The organism is Mesorhizobium sp. M0292 (genome assembly GCF_040321695.1).
Lineage (GTDB): Bacteria > Pseudomonadota > Alphaproteobacteria > Rhizobiales > Rhizobiaceae > Mesorhizobium.
This window is the reverse complement of record NZ_JAMYSB010000005.1, coordinates 48,645-73,209: the sequence shown is the minus strand read 5'-3', so window position 1 is coordinate 73,209 and position 24,565 is coordinate 48,645. Positions and strand designations below refer to the sequence as shown.

17 protein-coding genes are annotated in these 24,565 nt (G+C 57.4%); 11 read left to right on the top strand and 6 right to left on the bottom strand.

Annotated features, from left to right (window positions below):
- The first annotated feature begins 18 nt into the window (after positions 1-18).
- From NKI96_RS09175 to NKI96_RS09160, 4 genes are all read left to right on the top strand, one after another.
- On the top strand, positions 19-4,242 hold the full coding sequence (locus NKI96_RS09175) for a GAF domain-containing protein (protein ID WP_352803845.1): 4,224 nt from the start codon (positions 19-21) through the stop codon (positions 4,240-4,242).
- On the top strand, positions 4,239-4,628 hold the full coding sequence (locus tag NKI96_RS09170; RefSeq protein WP_352803843.1) for a response regulator: 390 nt from the start codon (positions 4,239-4,241) through the stop codon (positions 4,626-4,628). Before NKI96_RS09175 ends, NKI96_RS09170 begins: the two co-directional genes overlap by 4 nt.
- A complete protein-coding gene (locus NKI96_RS09165; RefSeq protein WP_352803840.1) occupies positions 4,625-5,878 on the top strand; it encodes an adenylate/guanylate cyclase domain-containing protein in 1,254 nt (417 codons plus the stop codon). Before NKI96_RS09170 ends, NKI96_RS09165 begins: the two co-directional genes overlap by 4 nt.
- Before the next feature lie 503 nt (positions 5,879-6,381).
- Positions 6,382-8,538 (top strand): exonuclease domain-containing protein, encoded by a 2,157-nt coding sequence (locus NKI96_RS09160; protein ID WP_023744379.1) that lies wholly within the window; start codon positions 6,382-6,384, stop codon positions 8,536-8,538.
- A gap of 493 nt (positions 8,539-9,031) precedes the next feature.
- Here the strand turns inward: NKI96_RS09160 and NKI96_RS09155 are convergent, their stop codons facing one another.
- Positions 9,032-9,652 (bottom strand): Ros/MucR family transcriptional regulator, encoded by a 621-nt coding sequence (locus NKI96_RS09155; protein ID WP_352803837.1) that lies wholly within the window; start codon positions 9,650-9,652, stop codon positions 9,032-9,034.
- Positions 9,653-9,810: 158 nt separating this feature from the next.
- On the opposite strand from NKI96_RS09155, the gene NKI96_RS09150 reads away from it, so the two are divergent.
- Positions 9,811-9,987, top strand: coding sequence for a hypothetical protein (locus NKI96_RS09150; RefSeq protein WP_155923335.1), 177 nt, complete (start codon positions 9,811-9,813; stop codon positions 9,985-9,987).
- A gap of 84 nt (positions 9,988-10,071) precedes the next feature.
- Here NKI96_RS09150 and NKI96_RS09145 read toward each other — a convergent pair whose 3' ends face one another.
- Positions 10,072-10,440 (bottom strand): DUF488 domain-containing protein, encoded by a 369-nt coding sequence (locus NKI96_RS09145; RefSeq protein ID WP_023744381.1) that lies wholly within the window; start codon positions 10,438-10,440, stop codon positions 10,072-10,074.
- A gap of 323 nt (positions 10,441-10,763) precedes the next feature.
- Positions 10,764-11,210 (bottom strand): hypothetical protein, encoded by a 447-nt coding sequence (locus tag NKI96_RS09140; protein ID WP_155923334.1) that lies wholly within the window; start codon positions 11,208-11,210, stop codon positions 10,764-10,766.
- Between the two features lie 133 nt (positions 11,211-11,343).
- Here NKI96_RS09140 and NKI96_RS09135 point away from each other — a divergent pair, with 133 nt between their 5' ends.
- The 5 genes from NKI96_RS09135 to NKI96_RS09115 all read left to right on the top strand — a co-directional run bounded on the left by NKI96_RS09135 (position 11,344) and on the right by NKI96_RS09115 (position 15,635).
- Entirely contained in the window at positions 11,344-12,615 is a 1,272-nt protein-coding gene (locus tag NKI96_RS09135; protein ID WP_156933155.1) for a hypothetical protein, read from the top strand.
- 34 nt (positions 12,616-12,649) lie between these two features.
- A complete protein-coding gene (locus NKI96_RS09130) occupies positions 12,650-13,231 on the top strand; it encodes a HupE/UreJ family protein (protein ID WP_023734901.1) in 582 nt (193 codons plus the stop codon).
- Positions 13,232-13,317: 86 nt separating this feature from the next.
- The gene (locus NKI96_RS09125) at positions 13,318-13,713 is read left to right on the top strand and encodes a hypothetical protein (RefSeq protein WP_352803833.1); all 396 of its coding nucleotides are present in this window, start codon (positions 13,318-13,320) and stop codon (positions 13,711-13,713) included.
- An 8-nt stretch (positions 13,714-13,721) separates the two neighbouring features.
- Positions 13,722-14,606: a DUF4198 domain-containing protein gene (locus NKI96_RS09120; RefSeq protein WP_081726953.1), complete on the top strand. Its 885-nt coding sequence runs from the start codon at positions 13,722-13,724 to the stop codon at positions 14,604-14,606.
- 615 nt (positions 14,607-15,221) lie between these two features.
- Positions 15,222-15,635, top strand: coding sequence for a response regulator transcription factor (locus NKI96_RS09115; protein WP_050590565.1), 414 nt, complete (start codon positions 15,222-15,224; stop codon positions 15,633-15,635).
- Between the two features lie 111 nt (positions 15,636-15,746).
- Here the strand turns inward: NKI96_RS09115 and NKI96_RS09110 are convergent, their stop codons facing one another.
- From NKI96_RS09110 to NKI96_RS09100, 3 genes are read right to left on the bottom strand one after another with little or no spacing between them, the layout of a single operon-like run.
- Positions 15,747-16,526, bottom strand: coding sequence for an ATP-binding cassette domain-containing protein (locus tag NKI96_RS09110; protein WP_031247018.1), 780 nt, complete (start codon positions 16,524-16,526; stop codon positions 15,747-15,749).
- Complete coding sequence (locus tag NKI96_RS09105) at positions 16,516-17,538, bottom strand: ABC transporter permease (protein WP_031199895.1); 1,023 nt, start codon at positions 17,536-17,538, stop codon at positions 16,516-16,518. The genes NKI96_RS09110 and NKI96_RS09105 overlap by 11 nt, the downstream gene beginning before the upstream one ends.
- A gap of 58 nt (positions 17,539-17,596) precedes the next feature.
- Complete coding sequence (locus NKI96_RS09100) at positions 17,597-18,544, bottom strand: sugar ABC transporter substrate-binding protein (protein ID WP_196813636.1); 948 nt, start codon at positions 18,542-18,544, stop codon at positions 17,597-17,599.
- A 404-nt stretch (positions 18,545-18,948) separates the two neighbouring features.
- Between NKI96_RS09100 and NKI96_RS09095 the strand changes: the two genes are divergently transcribed.
- Positions 18,949-24,519, top strand: coding sequence for a trifunctional serine/threonine-protein kinase/ATP-binding protein/sensor histidine kinase (locus NKI96_RS09095; RefSeq protein WP_023734893.1), 5,571 nt, complete (start codon positions 18,949-18,951; stop codon positions 24,517-24,519).
- Positions 24,520-24,565: the final 46 nt, after the last annotated feature.

Genomic DNA, 24,565 nt, shown 5'->3' with positions numbered 1-24,565 from the left:
GCTGGTCACAAACGGGAGTTGCAGGTCACCAAACTTGACGCTGGGCTGGCCAAAGCCGACACTGAGCAGAGAAAAAACAGGAGCACCTCAGTGGGAGGGCCTGACTCCGACTCTGAGGTCACGATCAGCTCGCTCCGGTCCGAGTTGATAGCGGCGCGCGAAGAAAATCAGGTACGCACCTCGGAGGTAGCCAATCTCCTTGAACAGCAGAATGCGACGAGTGCGATCCTCAGGGTGATCGCCGCATCGCCGACCGACATCCAACCGGTACTGCAGACGCTGGTCGACTCCGCTATACGCCTGGCCGGGGCGGACATGGGCGCAATCACGTTGCGCGTTGGCGATACGTTGCGGTTCATGGCAGGCGGGGGGCAGGCTGCTGAGCTGCATGCTTATGAACGGGCCAACCCGCATGTCGTGGGACGAGGGACGTTTCAGGGCCGCGCCGCGCTGGAGGGATTGACGATCCATGTGGCGGACGCGCTTGAAGACCCGGAATACGAAAGGCCGGAAGCCGCAATCATCGGCAGTTTCCGCGGAGTACTTTCTGTTCCGCTGAAGCGGGGTCAGGAGACCATCGGCGTATTCGGCATGGCACGGCGGACGATCGGGCTATTTTCACCGCGTCAAGTCGAACTGGTCGAGAGCTTCGCCGACCAGGCCGTGATCGCCATCGAGAATGCCCGGCTGTTCGAGAAAGTCGAGGGGCACAATCGTCAGCTGACGGAGTCGCTGGATCAGCAGACAGCGACGGGCGCAATATTGCAAGTGATCGCCGGGTCTCCCACGGACATTCAGCCTGTGCTGGACGCCGTCGCTGAAAGTGCCGCTCGGCTCTGCGACGCCTATGACGCAACGATCTATCTGCTGCGCTCCGACAGGCTGGCTGTGGGAGCGCATCACGGACCGATTCCGGTTGACAGTGCTGGCTTCCCGGTCGCGCGCGACATCGTTACCGGCCGCGCCGTATTGGATCGGGTGCCGGTCCACGTTCACGACTTGACCATCGCTGGAGAGGAGTTTGCAACCGGCCGAATGATGGCTCAACGTCTTGGTTTTCGCGCGATTCTCGCCACTCCGCTGTTGCAGGAAGGAAAAGCAATCGGAGCGCTTATGATCCGGCGCATCGAGGCGCGGCCCTTTAGCGACAGCCAAATTGGCCTGCTCAAAACTTTCGCCAACCAGGCCGTCATCGCGATCGGCAATGTGCGGCTCTTCGAAGAGGTGCAGGCTCGCACCGCCGATCTTGGCGAAGCATTACAGCAGCAGACCGCGACCGCGGATGTGCTCAAGGTCATAAGCCGCTCCGCGTTCGACCTGCAGAGCGTCCTGCAGACACTTATCGATTCTGCTGTGAGGCTCTGCGGTGCGAAAACGTCTGGCATCTTTATGCGGGACGGCGATGTCTTCCGGCTTGCGGCAGGCTACGACCAAACTCCGGAGTATCGCGCGTATGAAGAGGCGAATCCGAGTCCGATCAGCCGACAATCCTGGGTCGGCCGAACAGCACTTGACAAGGCAGTCGTCCATATTCCGGATGTTACAAAGGACACAGAACATGGCCTTCCCGAAGCTCCGCGACTCGGAGGTTATTCGGCTGTGCTCTGCGTACCGCTCATGCGCGAAGGATCGGTAATTGGCGTCTTCGCAATGACGCGACCTGAACCCGGGCCCTTCACCGATAGCCAGATCGAACTTGTCCAGACCTTTGCCGACCAGGCCGTAATTGCGATCGAGAACGTCCGCCTATTCGAGGAGGTGCAGCAGCGGACACGGGAGGCCACAGAGGCGCTGGAGTACCAGACGGCGACCAGCGATGTGCTTAGCGTCATCAGCCGCTCGCCCACCGATGGGCAGCCAGTGTTTAATATGATCGCGCAAAGCGCCGCCCGTCTATGCGAAGCACAGTTCTGCTTTGTTTACAGATTTGACGGCGAGCTTCTGCATTTCGTCGCGCATCACGGCATCACCGAAGAAAGCGTTGAGATCGTGCGCAATACCTTTCCCGTTGCACCTACTCGCGGCAGCGCTGCCGAACGGGCAATTCTATATCTTGACGTGGCGCAGATCCCGGACCTCACCTTGGATAGTGAATTCACGCACCGCGCCGCGGCGGCTTTTTCGGGCCTGCGCAGTGCTGTCGCCGTGCCGATGCTGCGTGACGGCCTGCCTATCGGTTGCATAGCAGTCGGGCGTGCTGAGACGGGCTTTCTTGCCGCTAAGCAGGTCGAACTTCTGAAGACCTTCGCCGACCAGGCCGTAATCGCCATTCAAAATGTCCGCCTGTTTGATGAGGTCAAGGCGCGGACCGCGGAGCTAACCGAGTCGCTTCAGCAGCAGACAGCGACAGCAGACGTGCTCAAGGTCATCAGCCGGTCGGCCTTCGACCTGCAGAACGTCCTTGACACCCTGGCAGAGTCCGCCGCGCATCTTTGCGACGCGGACATTGCCGATTTCTATCGTCTGGTTGACGACGGATTTCAGTGGACCACGACCTTCAGCCGAGATCCGGAAGCGGCCCCTGCCCATACCAAGATCATGCGCCAGCCGGGGCGCGGATCGGTGTCGGGGCGCGTTCTGCTGGAACAGAAAACCGTTCACGTACCGGATTTCGAAGCCGATCCCGAGTTCACCTTCACCGACGTGGCGCGGCAGCGCGGCGTTCGCTGCATCCTCGGCGTTCCGCTCCTGCGCGGCACGGAGCTGATGGGGTTGCTTCTGGTCATGCGCAATGCGCCCGGGCCGTTCTCGCCAAAGCAGATCGAGCTGGTCGAGACTTTCGCCGATCAGGCTGTCATCGCCATCGAGAACGCGCGGCTGTTTGAGGAGGTGCAGACGCGCACTGCCGAGCTAAGCGAGTCGCTGCGGCAGCAGACCGCGACGGCGGATGTATTGAAAGCCATCAGCCGCTCGACCTTCGAGCTGCAACCGGTGCTCGACACTCTGGTGGAATCAGCGGCCAAGCTGTGCGACGCCGACACGAGCGTCATCTTCAAACGCGACGGCGATCTCTACCGGTGGTCGGCCGAGTACGGCAATTTGCCTGAAGCCGCGGTTTTCGCCAAAGCCAATCCCTTTGCCGCCAGTCGCGACAGCATCACCGGAAGGGTGGCCCTCGAAGCCCGCGCCGTCCACGTTTCGGACGTGCTCGCCGACCCGGACTACGGGGCAACTCAGCTTCAGCAGCTCGGCGGCTACCGGACCATTCTATGCGTTCCGATCTTGCGCGAAGGCGCGCCGGTAGGGGTGTTCGCGCTGACGCGGTCACAGGTGCGGGACTTCACGCCGAGGCAGATCGAGCTCGTCGAGACGTTTGCCGACCAATCCGGCATAGCGATCGAGAACGTCCGGCTTTTCGACGAGGTGCAGGCGCGTACCAGCGAATTGTCACGCTCGCTCGAAGATCTGAGGACCGCGCAGGACCGCCTCGTGCAAACGGAGAAGCTCGCCTCGCTCGGCCAGTTGACCGCCGGTATCGCCCACGAGATCAAGAACCCGCTCAACTTCGTCAACAACTTCTCGGCTCTCTCCGGCGAACTCATCGATGATTTGAGCAGTGTACTGGCCGGAGCGCCTTTGGAGGCATCCGTGCGCGAAGAGGTCGCCGAGCTGACAGGCGTGCTCAAGAGCAATCTCGACAAGGTGGTCCAGCACGGCAAGCGGGCCGATTCCATCGTCAGGAACATGCTGTTGCATTCGCGCGCGGGTTCTGGAGAGCATCGTCCGATCGACATCAATGCCGTCGTGGAGGAGAGCCTGAACCTTGCCTATCACGGGGCGCGCGCCGAAAAGCCAGGATTCAACATCACGATGACACGGAATTTCGACCCGCAGGCGGGGGATGTCGATCTCTACCCGCAGGAGATCACGCGGGCGCTTCTCAACCTCATCTCCAACGGCTTTTATGCAACGGCCAAGCGGAGCGCCGCGGCGAATGGCACGGGCTATGAGCCGACGCTCTCCGCCACCACCAGGAGTCTCGGCGACCGTGTCGAAATCACGATCCGCGACAACGGCACCGGCATTCCGCCGGGGGTGAAGGAGAAGATGTTCAATCCATTCTTCACGACCAAGCCAGCCGGCGAGGGTACCGGGCTCGGCCTGTCCCTCAGCCACGACATCGTCGTCAAACAGCATGCCGGCACGATCGACGTCGACAGCCAGCCAGGCGAGTTCACCGAGTTCCGGATTGTGCTGCCGCGCGCTGCGGCCTCGCTCGCAAAATCGGGAGGTGAAGCATGAGCCTCCTCATCCTGGTCGTCGACGACGAGCCCGACGTCGAGCCGCTGTTTCGCCAGCAGTTCCGACGCGACATCCGAGCCAGCCGCTTCACCATGGAGTTCGCGCAATCGGCGGTCGATGCGTTGGAGCAGATCGACCACGCCGAAGGGGTGACTCTGATCCTGGTGCTGTCCGACATCAACATGCCCGGCATGAGCGGGCTCGAGCTGCTGCCGAAGATCAAGGTGCTGCGGCCCTACGTCCCGGTCATCATGATCACCGCCTATGGCGACGCCGAAACCAAGCGCAAGGCGTTGGAGAACGGCGCTGAAGCGCTGCTGACCAAGCCGATCGACTTTGCGGCGCTCAGGCAACAGATCGAAACGCGGCTGGGAATGGTGGCGTGACGGCGCGCATCCTCGTGGTCGACGACGAGCCCGATCTTGAGGTGTTGATCGTCCAGAAATTCCGGCGTCAGATCCGCGACGGCGCGGTCATTTTCCTGTTTGCCAGCGATGGTGTGGACGCCCTGTCCGTCATCGACGGCAACAGCGACATTGACATGGTGCTGTGCGACATCAACATGCCCCGTATGGATGGCCTGTCGCTGCTGGAGAAGCTGCAGCAGGCCGAGGGGCAGCAGCTTTCGACCGTCATCGTCTCCGCTTACGGTGACATGGCCAACATCCGCACCGCGATGAACCGAGGCGCCTTCGACTTCATCACTAAGCCGATTGACTTTGCCGACCTGGAGACCACGATCGCCAAGACCTTGAAGCATCGCGAGGTGCTGCACGAGGCGCATCGGCGGCAAGCGGTCGCGGAGCGCGCGCATGCATCGCTGTCGCGCTACTTCTCGCCGAATCTGGCCGAGCGGCTGGCCGGCGACGCCGACGGGTTGGCGCTAGCCGGACAGTGGCGCGAGGTCGCATCGCTGTTCACCGACATTACCAGCTTCACCACGCTGGTGGAAACGATCGACCCTGCCACGCTAGGCGCGCTCCTCAACGACTATTTGGCCGGCATGACCGACGTCGTGTTCGCGCATGAAGGCACCGTCGCCAAGATCGTCGGCGATGCGCTGCATGTGCTGTTCGGCGCGCCTGGCGAGCAGCAGGACCATGCGGCGCGCGCGGTTGCCTGCGCGCTCGAGCTCGACACGCTGTCGCAATCGTTCCGCGATAGCTGGCGCGACAAGGGCGTCGCGGTCGGTACGACCCGCATCGGCGTCCATGCAGGTCCGGCGCTGGTCGGAAATTTCGGCGGAGGCCGCTTCTTCGACTACACGGCCTATGGCGACACCATCAATATCGCGGCGCGGCTGGAAAGCGCCAACAAGCAGTTGGGCACGCGTATCTGCGTCAGCGGGAGCGCGGCTGCAAGGGTCGACGGCTTCCGCGGACGGCCGGTCGGCGATCTGATGCTGCGCGGCAGGGCCGAGGCGCTACGCGCGTTCGAGCCCTTGTCGTCAAAGCAGTATGATGATCCTTCGACGGCGAGCTATCTCGAAGCCTTCGGTAGATTGGAGGCCGGCGATGCAAACGCGCTTACGGCTTTCGCCGCGCAGATCGGCAAATGTCCGGACGACCAGCTCGCTAGCTTCCATCTCAAGCGGCTGCTCAACGGCGCCAAAGGAACGCGGATCAGCCTCGACTGATCTTTGCGCCTGTCGCGACCGCGGGCGTCATGCCTCGTCGCCGACAATGTCCGTTTTCACAAGGTGGCAAAGGTGCCCTCAACGGCTCACAAGAGGCGCAAAGCTGTCACAATCCAACGTGGTCACTCACCCGTGTTCAATGGTAGCTTTTGCCACGAATCGCTTGAGGCGTGCATCCCGAAGTACTTGGGCTTCTCGTGAGAAACCGAGGACGAAATCCGCGGCGCTGTCATGCCGTGTTGGCGATCGAGTGTATCGCACCTGATGGCACGAAAAACATGTCACCAGCTATGTGCTTCCGACCGGAGCCGAAGGTGACGATTCGTTTGAGCGACGCATGAGGAAACAATCGGATTGAGGTCCACGTTGACATCTTCTCAGGATTGGAACAAATGTAGAACGTGCCAATTTTCTCGACGCTATTAACGGCTTCCGTGAAGAGCGATCGCTCAAGCCTTCTCAGGAATGGCATGCGTCGAACTGCGTAGCGGATATGAACCTGAATGAAGCTGCCTGTGTTGCCGGTCTATTATTATCATGATCATTTCACCGAAATGCTCGACATCGTCAGCGATACCTATGGTGCGGTGCTGACGGATCGACACCGCGCGTTTATCGCGACTTTTGCGACAATTTCGAAGGATGCGCAGTGCCTTCTGATCCGCATGATAAATCGGCGCGGAAGCATCTTTCGACAGTCGGCTTTTCGTTACGCCGAGATATCGAACCCTGGCCGCGCCGTGGCAGTGCTCCGGGCCCTTGGATATGTGCGGTCACTCGCGCACAGCGACTATGCATCCTTCATCGTCTGCCATGCGAAAGAAGCGCTCACGAAGGCTGGGAAGGACGCCGGCCTCACCGATCTGCGAACGTCCTGGGCGAAGGGAAAGGTGGTCGAATATTATCTGGCGAACGTCTCATTTGAGACAGCCTATCACCATTGCGGAGGCGATGATTTCATCGCGCTCGGCGACACGGCCCCGGTCGAATTCCTGCTGTACCTGTATTTCGGGAAGACCGAGCGAGATTTGAAGAACTTCGCCCTGCGCGACCTCGGCATCCTGCGCACCAACAAAAATGCAAACCTGAGTGCCCGCTTCACCGACGCTGAAGAGGCTCATGCAAGCTTCCACTACAGCCGGCTACTTGATCGATTTGAGATCAAATCCGAGGTTACCTTTCGCGCCTCTATTTCTGAAATTCTCGATGGTCCCGAATGCACAACCGACTACGCCGAGGAATTGAAAAGCCGAGCGGCGCACAAGGCAGGACAGTTTTTTGAAAAAGACGGCGAGAAGGGAATTGCGATACAACTGTATCGTGCCGGTTCATCCTTTGTTTGTAATGAGCGCCTGACGCGTTTGCTCTACTCAACGGGAGATAAAAAAGGGTCGGAAGAGCTTCTTCGCAGGATGATTGACGATCCGGCGAGCGATGATGAATTCGTCTTTGCAAATGATTTTTATGCCCGCAAGTTCAACGGTCGGAGAACAGGGCTTTGCACCGAACTACTGCGGGCCGGCCATACCGTCACAGTCGACGACAGCTGGCGCGGAAATCCTGAGGCTGGCGTAGCGGGCGTCATGCGAAGGCAGGGGCGCACGGTCTTCTATGCAGAGAATAAGCTCTGGCACTGCCTGTTCGGTTTGCTGTTCTGGGAAGAGCTGTTCGAGTCTGGCCAGCTCCATTCGAGCTTCGACTGGGTGCCGCATTGCTTGAAAGACAAGAGCTTCGCGCGTCTGTTCGCGCGCGATATTGACGCGAAGCTGTCTGCCGTGTCGTCGCAGTCCGTGCTCGCCCTAATTTTGCGCACCATCGCAGGAAAGTGGGGGACACCGAACGGGCTCTTTGCCTGGGATCATATCGACATGGATGCGATACGACCCTTGCTTGCCGCTCATCCCGGCGGGGTGAGCACCATCCTTCGGCTCATGAGCGAAGACTTTCGCGCTATGCGCGACGGATTTCCAGACTTGATGATCGAGTTCAATGGCGAGGTCGCTTTTCTTGAAGTCAAGGCGGAAGGAGACGCTGTACGCCGCAATCAACTCACGCGCCTGCGTCAGTTGTCCAGCGCAGGTATCAAGGCTGAAATCGTACGTGTCGATTTTCGCTTCGATCCTGATCAAGAATATGTCGTTGTCGACATCGAAACGACTGGAAGCTGGTCGAATGGCGACCGTGTTACCGAGATCGGTGCCGTAAAAATCCGCAATCATGAAATTGTCGATGAATGGACGTCGCTGATCAACCCGCAGCGGTCGATCCCGGCGGCCATCACACGGCTCACCGGCATTACAAACGCTATGGTAAGAGACGCTCCACTTTTCGCGGAGATCGCGGACAGCTTCATGCAATTCATGGGCGACGGCATCTTCGTCGCCCACAATGTCAACTTCGATTACGGCTTTCTCTCCGGCGAATATGAACGGCTCGAGCGTCGCTTCCGGTTTCCCAAACTCTGCACGTGCGCGACCATGCGCAAGCAATTCCCAGGTCATAAATCCTACAGTCTTGCCAATCTCTGCGACGTGTACGACATCGACCTCAAAGGACATCACAGGGCACTCTGTGACGCACGCGCCGCAGCTCATCTTCTCAACCTGATCAATGGGAAACGCGATACCGGTCCTGCAACGCTTGCGGAGCAAGCTGCATAGGCTGGCCCGGCGGTGAGTTTCGATTTGCACACGCGTCCATTGCCACTAATCGCCGCAGTTGCGATCTCGGCATCGCCCTAATTATGTCTTTGACACTTGCCGCACTCGCCCCGCGCTGATGGGCGACCAAATTCCGGCTAGCGGACTATTCCGGCGATCCGGCCAGTGACGCGCATGGACGTCCCGCGAGGGGACGCTCGACGATTTTGGGCTGTTTCCGAATGACCCTGATCTTACCTTGCTTGTGCAATCCTTGGAGCAGCTGGTAGCGCGGCCCCGCAAGCGCGTACTTGACGATTTCCGCGAGACAAAAAATTGCCGGTGTCGCAGCCGCCCGGGCGGCAGCAGCCCGACGCACCGATTATTGCCGTCGACGTCAGCGTCTCAGAATGGGGCACTATTGTTGGCTCCGTAATTGCAAGGCACATATCGGGGTAGGGCACGGGAAGGTCCGCCGTCTCGCGAATGGGACGGCGGCTTTCGTGTTAGGTAGTCAGGCGCGTTCCTTCGCTTTGTGCTTAACCGGTGCCTTTGCTGGCGTAGTCTTTCGACCTAGACCAATTGACTTTGCCATTGCGGACCGAACGGCAGCGTAGTTCGGCGCCACCATAGGGTAGTCGCGCGGCAAACCCCATTTGGTGCGATACTCGTCAGGCGTAAGATTGTGTGACGTCGCCAAGTGTCGCTTCAGGGATTTGAATTTCTTCCCGTCTTCTAGGCTTACGAGGTATTCGGGGAATATCGACCGATTTGGATTGACCGCAGGGATCAGCTCTGCTCGATCGGCTGCGACTGGCTGGCGGATGCCAGACAATGACGCGTGCACAGAGGCTATGAGGTCAGGTAGGGCGCCTACGGGAACCGGGTTATTGGTCACGTAAGCAGAGACTACATCAGCGGTTAGCTCGGCCAGGTGAACGTCGTGGTTGTGTTCGTCCATCATAAGTCCCCGTTTGTGGGGTCTGTCTATTAGAACGCCCTCATCCGTGCAACCTCCTCCATGCGAGCCACAACGACATCGCTTCATCCCTTGGCCATTAAGGGGCACCGGCAGATAGGCGTTGGCAATTAGCCAGTCACCGATGATGGTTTTGACAAGGTCAAACTTCGACATGTCCATCTCGACCGCAATGACGGACAGCGAATCCTCCACTCTCGGAACGAGTTCGATACCGTCGGTTTTTCTAATTACGAGCGCCGCGTCGGAGCATGAATTGTAGATCGGCGCGCGTAATCATTTGCCGCGTTGCGCCCGTGGGGCTATGACTGGCTATGAGTGAAAAAACTGATGATCTAAAGATCGAAATTCAGAAAGCTGTCGCCATGCTCAATGAATGCGAGGCGGCTATGCGTCTTGGCGAAAGCAACCTTGCCCACGATTTGATTCGCCAGACGATTGTTAGGTTTGAGCGATTGCTTCACGAGGCTGAAACTGTTCCTCAGACTTGATGGACATGCGACTTCAGCTTCGATGAGCGGCCGAGTTTGGTGCTTCCGTTGTAATTGTAGTCCGTGCAAAGCGATATGACATGATTACCAATCTTTCAGCAGAATATCTCTGAGGACAACGGCATCGTTGTGGGCTTCATCATGAGCCGAGTAGACGAGCGTGATAGCTCCCTGCCGTATCATATCGCGCAGTCGGTCGAGCTCACCGCGATGCTCGTTGATCTCCGCAACATATCGCATGCGGAATTCCTCCCAGCGTGCTGGGTCGTGTCCAAACCATTTCCGAAGCTGGGTGCTCGGCGCGAGTTCTTTCATCCAAAAATCAATGCCCGCGTCCGTCTTCTTCACCCCTCTCGGCCAAAGCCTATCCACCAACACCCGCGTACCGTCGCTGACGTCACGGCTCTCATATGCCCTTTTTAATTTTACTGGGTGGAGAAGTTTTTCGCTCATCGATGCCCTTTCCTGTTCTGCCCGTCTTGGTGTCGTCAGCTGCACTCTCAGAAGCAAGCAGAATTCACTTCCGAGGCTGGGTTACTATTCTTTGCGCCGACCAGCCACACGTTCACACATAGTGGTGTTCCTTCGCGAAATTCGGAGACATTGAGCATTATCAGCCTGCCATGACCGCCATCTCTCAGCAATTTTGCAGGCTCTCAGCACGCTACCCCCGTCGCGGTGCGGATCCAATATGGTTTCGGGGACCATGGCCATTCAAAGATATCCCTACGCTCGCCGAAACCGGTGTAGCGGGCAACGCGACCGGAGAGTATCCATCATTGGTATCGGTGCAATAAAAGACGGCGGCATGGCTGTCCCACCGCCGGCAGATCGCTGACACCTATGATCACTTCAAGCAGCTGACGTTGAACGGCAGACACGTATAGGCAAAGCGTTGAAACCGAATTGCGGCGAAGGCTAAGCCCGGTCGCCAGTTGCACGTTCAGTGTCACCTGCCTTGCTCCTGCTTCTTTCGGTGGCGACAGGAATTGTTGATCGGCCACGTGCTGGGCCTGCGGCGCGCATTCACCGCGAGCACAAAGGGCAGTATCGTTTTGGCTGCTTTTGCTGCGGTCGGTGTTCCAGATTGTCTCTAAGGCCACAACTTGGCTTGCTGCTGGCTTCGCTTGATACGCCCGTCTTGCCGGCAGATCGGGCAATGCGCTCGGCCGCCTGAGCCTGACAAGTTCGTCAAAGCACAAATCATTGAGGTCGTAATCCAATCGCGCGGATGTCCGCCCATTGACATCCTGTGTCTACGTCGAGCCACCCATTGCTCAATGGTATTGCCGATACGTTCGTTCAATAGATGTGTCCTCATCTCGGCTCAATTCTGTAGCGAAGCGGAGCCTTTTGTTGAAACGCCGGGAAACGGGAGTACGCGCGATGCCGCATGAACGATTGGATGTGACCCAGAGAGCGGTTGTCGCCGCGACGATGCTAGCGTTGTGTATCGGCGGTATCGAGCCCGCGTGGAGCTCTGATCACTTCGATTCCCCCGCCATGACCGCGAATCCCCAAGCGGATATTGCTGACGTGTACGCATGGACAGCGCCTGATGGTCGCCGGTTGAATCTCGTCATGACAGTGGTCGGACACAGCCTTTCCGACCGTTTGCAATATGTGCTGCATATCGATAGCGGGAAGACCTTTGGTCATACGACAGCTTCCACGACCATCACCTGCCGTTTCCCAACGCCTAAATTAGCGAGTTGCAAGCTTGGCAACTCGGATCGGGTGGACGGGGATGCCAGCAACATAGGTGGTCTACGGAGCCGCAATGGCAGGTTCCAGCTGTTCGCGGGACTGCGCGACGATCCCTTTTACAACAATGTCAAAGGTTCAATTAGCGCCTACGGCGTGGGGCTTGCTGCCATGAAAGGTGGAAGCGCCCCCCCCGATGCTGCCGGATGTCCTCAACTAGACGCTAAAGCCACGAAGGCGGTTGCCGATCAATGGCGGCACACGGATGGCGGTCCTGCAACCAATCTCCTTGGCAATTGGACGGCGTCCGCGATCGTTGTCTCCGTGGACCTGGACGCCATCTCGGCAGGGGGGTCGATATTGGCGGTCTGGGGTTCCGCCGCCACCTCGAAGCGACTACTCGATCGGATGGGCCGGCCGTTTGTTGGAAATACTTTGCTGGGCGTTTCTCCGTTTTCGACTGACGATGCGAGTGGTGATGAACGTGAGAAGTTCAACGAGGTCGGCGTGAAAGGAGGTGGTACCTTTGAGACGCGGATCGAAGGTTCGTTGGCATTCCAGGACAGTCTTGACGGAGAATGCGGCAATCAGCTGCTTGCGGAAAAGATGCCTGCTTCTCCGGCACGCTATCGCGCGCTTGCTAAAATGTTCGCTGACGACCGGCTCTGGGTCAACAGCGCGGTCCGTGAGTGCAAGCAGTTCCTGGCGGTTGAACTGGCAGCATTGGCCGGCCGGACTGCCTACCGCGCCGATTGCGGGGGCCGCAGCCCAGTTTACGACACACCGAATATGTGGCGATCTCTGTTAGTCCAAGGAACCACAAACGAAATCGCTTGGGACGGTCTGCTTGGCGATGAGCATCGACCTTCTGCAACAGACTTTCCGTTCCTTGCGCCGCCCGATCCGAAAGGGGTGGATCATTAAAATGCGCCGCGGTGCTCCGTGTCGCAGATCGACCATGAAGATCTTGGTTGGAATCGTGCTGATCTTCGCATCGAGTTCGGCGCAGGCCCACATGGGAACCGGTCTTCCTGGCGGGTTCGCGTCAGGGTTCTTGCATCCGCTCAGCGGCGCAGATCACATGTTGGCCATGGTTTCGGTGGGTCTATGGGGAGCCTATTTGGGACGCCCGCTCATCTATTTGCTTCCGGTAATTTTTCCGACGGTCATGGCAGGCGGCGCTCTGCTGGGAATGGTCGGCTTGCGCCTGCCGGCCGTCGAGGTTGGCATCGCGCTTTCAGTTCTGGTGCTGGGCGGCTGCATCGCCTTCGCTGCGGCCGCTCCAATCTGGTGTGCCGCCCTTATCGTCGGTGTTTTCGCAATCTTCCATGGCTATGCCCATGGGGAGGAACTGCCCTCGGCGGCCGACCCCGTGGCATATAGCACAGGCTTCGTGCTCTCCACCGGCTTGTTACACGTATTCGGTATCGGGATTGGCGCCCTCAACGGCTATCGTTGGGGCGCAGTGGCGACCCGCCTGACCGGTGGCTTCATCACAGCAAGCGGACTCTGGTTCCTATATGCGGCGACACGGCCGTGAGGGGAGGGGTACTTCCACCGGCGCTGTTGTTTGCGGCATTAGGTCTCGCGCTCGCTTTTGCTCCGCTTCGCGCGCGATTGTGGAGCTTGGTCGCACTCGTCGGCATACTTGCCTCAGTTTTGCGGGTGAATTTGCCGCCTGACTGGCTCGAGATGGCATTTCTCGGATGCTGGATAAGCACCGCTATCACCGCCGCGGCTGTTCACCTGCCTCGCGGGCTCGGCCTATCAGGCAGCGTTGCACTTGCAGTCAATGCAGGCGTTTGGGCTCACATGGTGGTAGCGTTCTCCGGCGTGCCCTCCGACGCCTTCTGGGCGCTGCTTGTGGTTACAGTGATCGTCCCAGCAGCCGGGTTGATCGCGTTAAATGCATCGATCGCTATCAAGGTGGCATCGAGTTGGCTCATCGCGATCGCTGTGCTTGCCGGAACACTGCCATTCCTTCATGTCACCCCCGGATATCTTCCTGACCACCTCGAATAGGAACTGTCATGACAAGAGATGGGCGAAGCCAATTTAGTCGGATTTTGCGCTCGCGCGGATGGCTCGCACTTTCTGTTCTGTTTGCTTGCAGTGCGTTTCCCGCAGGCGCCCATGATTTCTGGATTGCGCCAAGTTCATACTGGATTTCACCCGCCGTCGTCGTTGGGATGACTCTTCAGGTAGGGCATGGGCCATCTCGCCAGCGATCGCCAATCCCGCTGCGCCGCATAGTCCGTTTCGAAGCGGTGGGACCCGACGGTGCGAGAACAGATTTGAAGGCAGGGCTAAATTTGGGAGGCAGTGCGGAAGATGGCAGTTTCGCCCTTCAGAAACCCGGGTTGAACGTGATTGTTCTTCAGACGGACAGCCTCGCTCAAACACATTTGCCGTCAATCCGATTCAACGACTATCTCGAGGCCGAAGGACTGACCCCGGCGCTCGATTTGCGGACCCGTCTTGGTCGCATGGACCGCGATGGATCAGAAAATTACAGCCGATGTGCGAAATCGATAATGCAGGTCGGCCCCGTTGGCACAGGTCCTCAAGGGCAGATAACTCGCCCCCTGGGTTTACCACTGGAGATCGTACCGGACCGCAGCCCTTATGCACTCCCACGATCCGCGGAGTTTCCCGTGCGGGTTTTATATTTGGGCCGGCCGTTGGCCGGAGCGTTGGTCAAGTTGACCCATTTGGAGGACGACGCCGCGCCCTTGGAATCTCGCCTTACCGATCAGGCGGGCAGAGCGACCTTCACATTGCCGATTGACGGTTCATGGCTGCTGAATGTGATTTGGACGCGGTCTCAGCCGAGTTGGGCCGAAACGGACTTCGAAACCACTTTCTCCAGTCTCAGCTTCGGCTTCCTGCGGAGCGCGTCAACTCCAAGCCGTTAGGTTCCGCTCGAAAGATGGTCCATCGGACGTGAGGTGAACGCCGCACGGTCCATCCTGGACTTTCTCGTGGCGCTGCATAGGAAGGGTCAAGCCATGATCACGGCCTGCCATAGCGCCACCTTCGCATCCTATAAGCTGGCGTAATTTGGTTGTGTGCCACTGCCTTCGAAGCCGCTCTTGGTCACAAACCTGAACCGTATCTACGCTCAGCAGCAGATTGCGATTGATCGGCTCGACATGCTAACCATATCCATTGCGCCAGCGGCGACTTTTCCGATGGCTGCTGAGGCAATGAGACAGGATCCGCCGTCCCTGTTCAGATTCTCGTCCACGTATCTTTAACCGGTAGTAGAAAGTTCGGGACGACAGGGCGGCAGACGGAGCACTACGGGATTGCTAACCAGCCGCCTGCGAGAGGTCATGGTTTTGGTCACTCAAGGCTTGCGAGTCGAACCGGTGCGAGACGCGGCATAGGCGGATTGAGATGCAAGCACCTCATGGGAGAGTGATGCAAGAATGAAAGTTCGTTCGGTTACGGACATGGTGAGCACGGCCGCGAGCGTCAGTCTGGTGGCGGGAATGTCAGCAGAGCGTAACTGTCTTCGGAGGTGGTAGATGGCCACACCGCATGAGACGGACACAGGTCGGGCCACTGGCCAAAAGGTCCTAATCTCGATCATTGATGATGACGAGTCGATCCGCGAGTCCGTTGCGGGCCTAATTCTTTGGATGGGTTTCCGGGTCGCGACATTCGCATCTGGCCCCGAGTTTCTAGCCTCCCCTGAGGTCCTGGATAGCGCTTGCATCGTGTCCGACGTGCAAATGCCGGATATGAATGGCTTCGAGCTGCACCGTCGATTACGGGATCTAGGTCATAGTATTCCGACGATTCTGATTTCGGCATACCCCAATGACGAGGTCGATGTGCGCGCTTCGGCCGAGGGTATCATTGGTTACCTTTGTAAGCCCTTCAGCATCGAAGAATTGGTAATGTGTGTCCGTTCGGCTTCTCTAGCTCCCAAGGGATGATGCCGTAGCTTGGGGTCTCAGCAACAGTGAGGGATGCTATCTTGTGCTTAGAAGGCTTCGTCGGCAAAAATGACTTTGGAAGGTAGCCTGATGACTGCGATCGCTGGGTCTTCAACCAGCGTTCCGCTCCAATGCGCCGTTTGCTTCATCAATTTTGCCCGCCATCAGCCTCATCAGCTGGTTTTCCGTAAGGTCAGACCTCTTGAACGTTCCGAGTTGGCGCCCGAGAAACAGCACTACGAACGTATCTCCGATCGAGTACGCGTGCTGAGCGTTATGCGTAACCAAGATCACGCCGATTCCCGCCTCCTTCGCCTTCTGTATGTAGCCTAGGACGATCTCGGCCTGATTCACTCCAAGAGCCGACGTCGGTTCATCGAGAATGAGAATGCGAGCGCCAAAATGTACGGCTCGAGCGATCGCGACGCACTGACGTTGACCGCCCGAGAGGGTGTTGATCGACCTACGCACGGCGGCCGAGCTGACGCCTAGATCACGCAGCGCTTCCTCGGTCATCGCGATAGCGCTGCGGGAATCAAATCGCTGGAACGGTCCCCAGCCAATCCGTGGCTCTCGCCCGAGAAAGAAATTGCGATACACGGACATGATCGACACCAAGGCAAGGTCTTGGAAGACTGTTGCAATGCCCATGTCTAGAGCGTCGCTCGGCGACCCCAGACGCACTCCAACCCCTGATACGCGTACAGTCCCGTTGTCGGGCTTTGCCACGCCACATAGGATTTCAATCAGCGTAGACTTGCCGGCTCCGTTGTCACCTAGCAGGCAAACCACTTCCCCCGGCCGGACGGAGAGGCTCACGTCAACCAACGCTGCAACATTCTGGTACGATTTCGAGACGCAGACAGCCTCAAGGTAAGGGTCATCTTTTATGAGCCGCACCCTCCGGTTTCATCGCCTTTAATCGAGTGTAGTTATTGATAAGCACCGCTATCAGAAGCATGAGACCAAGAAATGTCATGAACCAGACATCGGGAAGCGGCGTGAAGAAGAAGCCTTGGTCGACCATGCCAAAGAGCAGGGCTCCGAAAAGGGATCCGATTGGCGACCCGTAGCCGCCGGTCAGGAGCGCACCGCCGATGACCGCAGCCGTGACCACCTCGAATTCGCGCCCGACCGCTGCGTTGGCATTGCTTTGGTTTATGGCAAAGATATCCAGTGCGGCAACTAACGATGCTGAAACCGCCACCGTCACATAGAGTAGGATTTTGACCTTTTTGACCGGGATACCCAGCCGCACAGCGGTCCGCGAATCTCCGCCGGTGGCATAGATCCAATTGCCGAAAGCGGTCTTTTCCAGGACCCACGCCGCTAAGATTGTTATGAGAACCCACCAGCACAGCGAAATGGAAAACGGACCGATCGAGGATGCAAACAATGCCGCCGACGCGTCCCCGGCCGTCACGTCTCGAACGCCATCCACCGTGCTTGTGCCAATCAACATCCGTAAGCCGCCTTGTGCAGCACCGCGCAGAATGAACAGCATCGCCAACGTTATTATGAAAGAGGGCAACCTGGTTGTCACGACAAGGAGGCCGTTGATTATTCCGACAACTGCTGCCGCCGAGATGGTGACGGCCAAAGCTGCTGAAAGTGGCCACCCACATTCAACTAAAAGGTAGCCTAAAATCGACTCGGCTGCCGCCACCATAGATCCAACAGAGAGGTCGAACTCGCCCGCTACCATCAGGAGCGTGACCGGTGCGGCAATAATGCCGATTTCCGCCGCGACCTCCAGATAATTGCGTGTCATCGGCAGTGTCAGAAACCCTGCCTCGCCTGTGAAAACGGCAAAGAAGACAAAAACGATTACCGTCCCGGCGACGGCGGTCAATTCTGGACGGGCCAACACTGAAGCAATGCGCTTGGCGCTCAGGATTCCCATGGTGGCGCCTTAGTATCAAACGACATGCAGCGCCTCCAGCCCTGGATTCTGGTTACTCCTAGCGAGCGGAAGCCTCAAGTCTGTTGACGTTGTTCGGAGTGATAACGACGGGCCCGGTCACGAGCACTGGCTCGGCTGGTTGAATGGCTTGGCGAATATACAGCGCCAGCATTATCACCGGATAGTAGCCTTGAGCGTACTGTTGCGCATCAAGGGCGAAATCTAGTTGGTGCGCCTTGAGGGACGAAACGGCGCCTGCTGTTAGATCGATCGTGCCCCAATGCATCGCCTTTCCGCGCTCACCTATGTCGGTGCGGACCTGGGTCATTGCCGCGATGCAACATCCACCGATAGAGAATACGGCGTCTATCGAGGGGTCTTTTTGCAGTTGCGATTCGGTAATCGTCTTGATCCGGTTTGAATTGTTGAAATCGGTGAGCGGGATCTCGGCCAAAGCTGAAGTTCCAGCAAATGCCGCCTTGAACCCGTTGGTACGCGCATCAAGGAAGGGCAATGCGCCAATAGGGGCGGTGATAATCAGCGCGTGTTTCGAGCCGAGAGCATTGAACTGCGCTGCGCCCACCGCGCCCTGTCTACCCGGGTCATCGCCAACGAACGCAAGCGCGCCGACATCGGCCACCTGGTCGCCTCCCTGATTAACGATAATTACTGGAATGCCGGCTTCCGACGCTTTCTTAATACTCTCGTTTAATGAAGCGGGCGTTGGATCGGACACGATAATACCGTCAGGTTTTGCGGCTATGGCGGCTTCAAGATTCCGGCGCTGCTGGTTCGGGTCGTTTAGATTGTTTTCGATGCCGCGATACTGCACATTCACGCCAAGGTCGTTGCCTGCCTGCTCTAGGCCTTTGATAACGCCCGACCAATACGTATCGGACGGCGGGGAATGGGTCACCATTATGAAGTTTGGCTTGGCGATGGCGACGCCTTCGACGCTGGAGACGCACGCAAGTGCGATGGCTATCATTGCAACCTTGTTGAACATGATCTTTCCCTCTGGTGCATCCCTTACGCTCTTCTGGCGCGCCGACCCGCTCATCGCGGCGAGCCGCGTATTTTCGGCATTCGTAGTAAATGTACCAAACCCCATTTTTTTGCAAATCAGAGGGCACTGTCTAGCGACGGAGAAGGGAGCCAGGTGAGGATCAACCGCTCGCGCAATGACATTGGCATATTGTTCGCCAGAACTCGCTGAAGTTTCCTTGCCGTGTACCAAGAAGCGGCCACGGGGATTGGTGTCCTTTTTTCATTTTACCGCATTTGGACAAACTAGGCTCGCCTGCCAGTCGCGGAACAGTCGCCCGGTGGCGAGTGGAGCCTAGTCAGCACGGTTTCTTTGTGAAACGCTCCTCCGCAATATCCAATTGGAAAAACCGTGGAGCGTGATGGATGGAGCCGCAGATCTCGCTTTTTGCGCGCGAAAGTGGTCCTGAAGTTCTGTGGAAGGACGGCGAGCGCGCGCTCCATCGAGAGCTAATGGCTTATGGTGATCAGCCGCCGCGCAATGTGCTTGCGCTCAGGTTGACCACAGTGCACCCACGTCCGACGAGCATCGCTCAGATCGCGCATGAGTTCGAACTCAAGGACCATCTCGACAGTGCTTGGTCTGCCCGTCCCATAGAGCTCGTTCCAGACCGCGATAGAACGATACTGATATTGGAAGATCCCGGTGGCGAAACACTTGACCGCCATATCGGTAAACCGATGTCGATACCTCAGTTCCTTCGACTGGGTATAAGCACTGCAGCGGCCCTAAGCCATGCACATCAACGAGGCTTGGTCCATAAGGATCTGAAGCCGATACATATTCTGGTGAACCAGATATCTGAGCGAGTGTGTCTGACGGGGTTTGGCCATGCCTCCCGACTGCCGCGTGAGCGTCAGGCACTTAGCCCACCAGAGTTCATCGCAGGAACGCTTGCGTACATGGCACCTGAGCAAACCGGACGAATGAACCGCTCGATCGACTCGCGTAGCGATCTCTACTCGCTCGGAGTGGTGTTCTACGAAATGTTGGCGGGCGTGTTGCCATTCACCACGTCCGACCCCCTCGAACTGATTCATTGCCACATTGCCAGGACTCCGGCGCCGCTGTGTGAAAGAGTGGCGAATATACCAGGCCCGATCTCCGATATAGTCACAAAACTGCTCGCGAAGACAGCCGACGAACGCTACCAGACCGCCACTGGCGTCGAGCATGATCTCCAACGTTGCCTGTCGCAGTGGCAAGCGGCAGGGAAGATCGTCCCATTTACCATAGGCGCCCGTGACACGCCTGATCGACTAATGATGCCAGAGAAGCTCTACGGAAGAGATATCCAAATTGCGTCCCTGCTAAATGCCTATGGTCGCGTCGCGACGACTGGGGCAACGGAACTGGTGATTATCTCTGGGTATTCCGGGATCGGAAAATCCTCCGTCGTGAACGAGATGAATAAGGCCATATTATCGTCTCGCGGCCTCTTTGCTTCCGGCAAGTTCGAACAGGAAAAGCGCGATATTCCGTACGCAACGGTCGCTCAGGCATTTCAGCGATTGATCCGCAGCTTCTTAGGCAAGGGCGACTCGGAACTGGCAGGCTGGCGCAGGGCATTGCGCGAGGCCGTAGGGTCACAAGGACAGCATCTAGTCGAACTCATGCCCGAACTGAAGCTGGTTATCGGGGAGCAACCGCCTGCTCCGGATCTTCCGCTGCAGCAGGCGCAGCAGGCTTTCCAAATAGCCTTCCGAGGCTTTGTCGGCGTGTTCGCAACGGAAGAGCATCCGCTGGTACTGTTCCTAGATGATTTGCATTGGGTCGATGCGGCATCGCTCGACCTCCTCGAAGATCTGATGACCCGTTCTGAGCTTCGCTACCTGCTGGTGATCGGCGCTTACCGGGACAACGAAGTCGATTTGGATCACCCGCTCCCCCGCAAGTTGGAGGCCATTCAAAGCACGGGCCTGAAAGTCGAAAAGACTAAGCTGACGCCTCTCAGCCGAAAACATCTTGAAGAGCTGGTGATGGACGCGTTTCATTGCGTTCGGGCTCGCGCTGTCGCTCTAGCTAGAATTCTTTTTGAAAAGACCGCTGGTAATCCTTTTTTTGTAATGCAGTTCCTGTCTGCCCTTGTCGATGAAGGCGTAGTTGAATTCGATCGGACAATAGGAGCTTGGACTTGGGATCCTGAAGGCATTCGAAGCAAATTATACACCGAAAATGTGGTTGAACTGATGGTGGGCAAGCTTGCCCAGCTGTCAACAGTTACGCAATCTGCACTGCTCCAATTGGCTTGTCTTGGGACCGCCGCTTCCACCGCGATGCTTGCGACGGTCCTCTCGAGGTCGGAGGATCACGTCCATGCAGCGCTTTGGGATGCCGTTCGGCGGAATTTCATCGAGAAGAGTGACGATAGCTACAGATTTATTCATGACCGAATACACGAAGCTGCCTATTCGCTGATCCCGCACGACAAACGGATCGAGATGCATCTCCACATCGGTAGAGTGCTGGTCTTGAACACGCCCTCTTCAATGCGAGATGAGTTGATTTTCGATATCGTCAATCAGCTCAACCGCGGCACTGCACTTATCTTCTTGAAGGAAGAGCAGGAACAACTCGCCGAGTTCAACCTGATTGCAGGCAGGCGAGCTAGGGCGTCGGCCGCCTTTCTTCCAGCACTCAATTATTTCGCTACCGGCGCATCACTTTTGGGAGCCCAAGCTTGGGTAGATCGCCATGAACTCGCGTTTGCCCTTGAGTTCTATCAGGCTGAATGCGATTTTCTTATCGGTCAGAAATGGGCTGCCGAAGAACGCCTCACTACGCTCTCTGTCCGAGCAGGAAGTACGCTTGAGAGAGCGACTGTCGCTTGCCTGCGCATTGATTTGTATACGACCCTCGATCAATGCGACAAAGCCGTTGACATCTGCATCGAGTATCTGGGTCACTTGGGAGTGAACTGGTCACCGCATCCCACGCGAACTCAGGTGAAGCGCGAATACGGCAAGATTTGGAAGCGGATCGGCGATCGGACGGTTCAAGAATTGGTCGATTTGCCGTTGATGAAAGACGCTGTTTCCCTCGGCACACTAGACGTGCTCACGAGGATCTTTCCGTCGGCGCTTTTCACCGATGCAAATCTGCTTTCGCTTGCCATCTGCCGCGCAATTAATCTGAGCCTGGACGAAGGGCACGGCGACGGCTCCTGTGTTGCCTACGTCTTTTTCGGCAAAATAGCCGGGCCCCAGTTCGGCGATTACAAAGCTGGGTTCGCGTTCGGTCATCTCGGTTATGAATTGGTGGACAGGCCGGGCCTGGAGCGATTTCGCGCCCGTGCCTATCTCTGGTTTGCGCAGTTTTCATTAACGTGGACCCGACATGTCAGCGTTAGTCGAGCGCTTATTTGGCGGGCATTTGAAACGGCGAAGGAGGCTGGCGACCTCACGTTCACCGTGTATAGTTTCGATAACCTTAACACGAATTTCTTAGCGGCGGGTGATCCGCTTGAAGAGACACAGCGTCAGGCGGAGCGAGGTTTGGAGCTCGCCGTGCGAGCGAAATACGACCACATAATCGATCTCATGAAGGCGCAAATGGGTGTTATACGATGTTTGCGGGGACTGACTTACAAATTTGGCAGTTTCGATGATGGGCAGGTGAGCGAGTTTGAGCTCGAACGGCGCTACGCGGCCAACTCTGCAACTAAACAACCCGAATGTTGGTATTGGATTAGGAAGCTTCAGGTCCGCTTCTTTGCCGGGGAATATTCTACTGCATTAGCCTGCGCGGCAAGAGCCCGTGAGTTGCTTTGGACATCCGCTGCGATGTTTGAGACAGCGGAATATCATTTCTACGCGGCGCTTTCTCTTGCTGCTTTCTGCAATCCAGTCCTGGCGAAATCCGCCGATCCAACATCGCACTTCTCCAAGAGGCCAGGTGCGCTCGAGGACCACTGTCGGACACTCGTGGCGCATCACAGACAGCTCGAGCTGTGGGCTGAGAATTGTCCAGAGAATTTTGAAAACAGAGCTGCGCTGGTTGGTGCAGAGTTAGCGCGGCTCGAAGGCCGCTATCTAGAGGCGGAGCAGCTGTATGAACAGGCAATTCGCTCCGCCCGTGTCAATGGGTTTTTCCACAATGAAGCGATCGCCTATGAGACAGCCGCGCGGTTTTACTCCGCCAGGGGGTTTGAAGACATCGCAGAAATGTATCTTTCAAAAGCCCGCGACGGCTATTTGAGATGGGGCGCACTGGGCAAGGTAAGACAGTTAGAGGCTGACCATCTCAGATTAAATATCGTCAACCGATACGTCGGAAGCAGCGACGGGGCGACGCCTGCCAAACACCTCGATCTCGCCGCCGTTCTGAAGGCTTCTCAGGCTCTATCAAGCGAAATTCTGTTGCCACGACTCGTCGAGCAGTTGATGACGATCGCCTTGCAGAGTGCGGGCGCTGACCGAGGACTGCTTATCCTACCGCGTCAGGACGATTACGTGGTCGAAGCTGAAGCTCGAATAGTCGGCGACGGCATCGTCCTGCAATATGGCCACTCCACAGAACTGGTGGCTCCCGAAACCATCCTTCGCTACGTCATGAGGACGCAAGAAGCGGTAATTCTCGATGACGCAACCAAGCAGCATCTCTTTTCAGTCGACCCATATATGACTTTTCGCAACCCGCGATCGGTTCTCTGCCTTCCGCTGGTTCGTCAGGGGGTTCTGGGCGGAATGCTTTACCTTGAGAACACCTTGGCATCGCACGCCTTCACGTCCGATCGCATAACACTCCTGGAACTCTTGGGAACCCAGGCGGCGATTTCTTTGGAGAACACGCGTCTCTACAGCGATCTGCAAGAACGCGAGGCGCGTGTTCAGCGGCTGTTCAACGCCAACATCATCGGGATATTCACTTGGGATCTTAATGGTAGAATCACCGATGCGAATGATGCGTTCTTGCGGATCATCGGATATCGACGTGAGGATCTCGAGTCTGGCTCACTGCGCTGGAAGAGCCTGATGCCCGATGAATGGGATCCGCAAGATGATCGCATTATGGACGAAATGCGCGCTACTGGCGCCGCGACGTCATTCGAGGGAGCCTACGTCAAAAAAGATGGCACCCGCGTTCCTGTCTTGATCGGTGCGGCACTCTTCGACATGCGGTCAACCGAGGGCGTTGCATTCGTCGTCGATCTGACGGATCGGCAACTAGCCGAGGAAAAAGCGCGCGAAAGTGAACGTCGATATCACGAAACCAAGCTGGCGCTCGCACACGTAAACCGTGTAACCACAATGGGACATCTGGCGGCCTCGATCGCCCACGAACTGAGCCAACCTATCTCAGGTGTGGTTGTCAGCGCGGAGACGGCGTTACTATGGCTGGGCGAAGCGCCAAACGTTCCTGAAGCTCAAAAAGCGATCGCACGAGTTGTCCGCGATGGCACCCGCGCTGGGCAGGTGTTCAGTCGGATCCGTACACTTGTTAAAAAGGCACCCTCGCTAAAATCGATTTTGGATATAAACGAAGTCATCCTTGAGACCATCAGCCTTACACATGGCGAAGCCATCAAAAGTGGCGTTTCAATCGAAATGCGGCTCAACGAGAGGCTGCCGCTGATCTTGGGCGATCGAGTCCAGCTGCAGCAGGTCGTTCTCAACCTCATTATGAACGCTCTTGATGCCATCAAGGGGACCGGCGACACTGCAGGAGAAATCCGAGTGAGCTCTGCGGTCACGGGCTCCGGTGAAGTCCATGTATCGGTGCAAGACTCGGGACCAGGCATCGATCCCGCAAACCTCGAACGCATTTTTGGAGCGTTCTATACGACCAAGGCTGACGGGCTCGGCATGGGGCTCTCGATTTGCCGCTCAATTATTGAGGCGCATGGTGGAAAACTATGGGCAACTATGGTCCAAACTCGAGGAGTAATCTTCCATTTTGTCGTGCCTGTTGAGGAGAGAAGTCATGCCAGGCAGTAACCAAAAATACGATTCCCGATCTTCCATGAGGACGCACTCACGATGC

Bases quoted from the DNA above. Each gene is read 5' to 3' on its own strand.
- NKI96_RS09170 (WP_352803843.1), top strand. From the start codon at position 4,239: ATGAGCCTCCTCATCCTGGTCGTCGACGACGAGCCCGACGTCGAGCCG.
- NKI96_RS09160 (WP_023744379.1), top strand. From the start codon at position 6,382: ATGAAGCTGCCTGTGTTGCCGGTCTATTATTATCATGATCATTTCACC.
- NKI96_RS09155 (WP_352803837.1), bottom strand. From the start codon at position 9,652: ATGTCGAAGTTTGACCTTGTCAAAACCATCATCGGTGACTGGCTAATT.
- NKI96_RS09150 (WP_155923335.1), top strand. From the start codon at position 9,811: ATGAGTGAAAAAACTGATGATCTAAAGATCGAAATTCAGAAAGCTGTC.
- NKI96_RS09145 (WP_023744381.1), bottom strand. From the start codon at position 10,440: ATGAGCGAAAAACTTCTCCACCCAGTAAAATTAAAAAGGGCATATGAG.
- NKI96_RS09130 (WP_023734901.1), top strand. From the start codon at position 12,650: ATGAAGATCTTGGTTGGAATCGTGCTGATCTTCGCATCGAGTTCGGCG.
- NKI96_RS09120 (WP_081726953.1), top strand. From the start codon at position 13,722: ATGACAAGAGATGGGCGAAGCCAATTTAGTCGGATTTTGCGCTCGCGC.
- NKI96_RS09115 (WP_050590565.1), top strand. From the start codon at position 15,222: ATGGCCACACCGCATGAGACGGACACAGGTCGGGCCACTGGCCAAAAG.
- NKI96_RS09105 (WP_031199895.1), bottom strand. From the start codon at position 17,538: ATGGGAATCCTGAGCGCCAAGCGCATTGCTTCAGTGTTGGCCCGTCCA.
- NKI96_RS09100 (WP_196813636.1), bottom strand. From the start codon at position 18,544: ATGTTCAACAAGGTTGCAATGATAGCCATCGCACTTGCGTGCGTCTCC.
- NKI96_RS09095 (WP_023734893.1), top strand. From the start codon at position 18,949: ATGGAGCCGCAGATCTCGCTTTTTGCGCGCGAAAGTGGTCCTGAAGTT.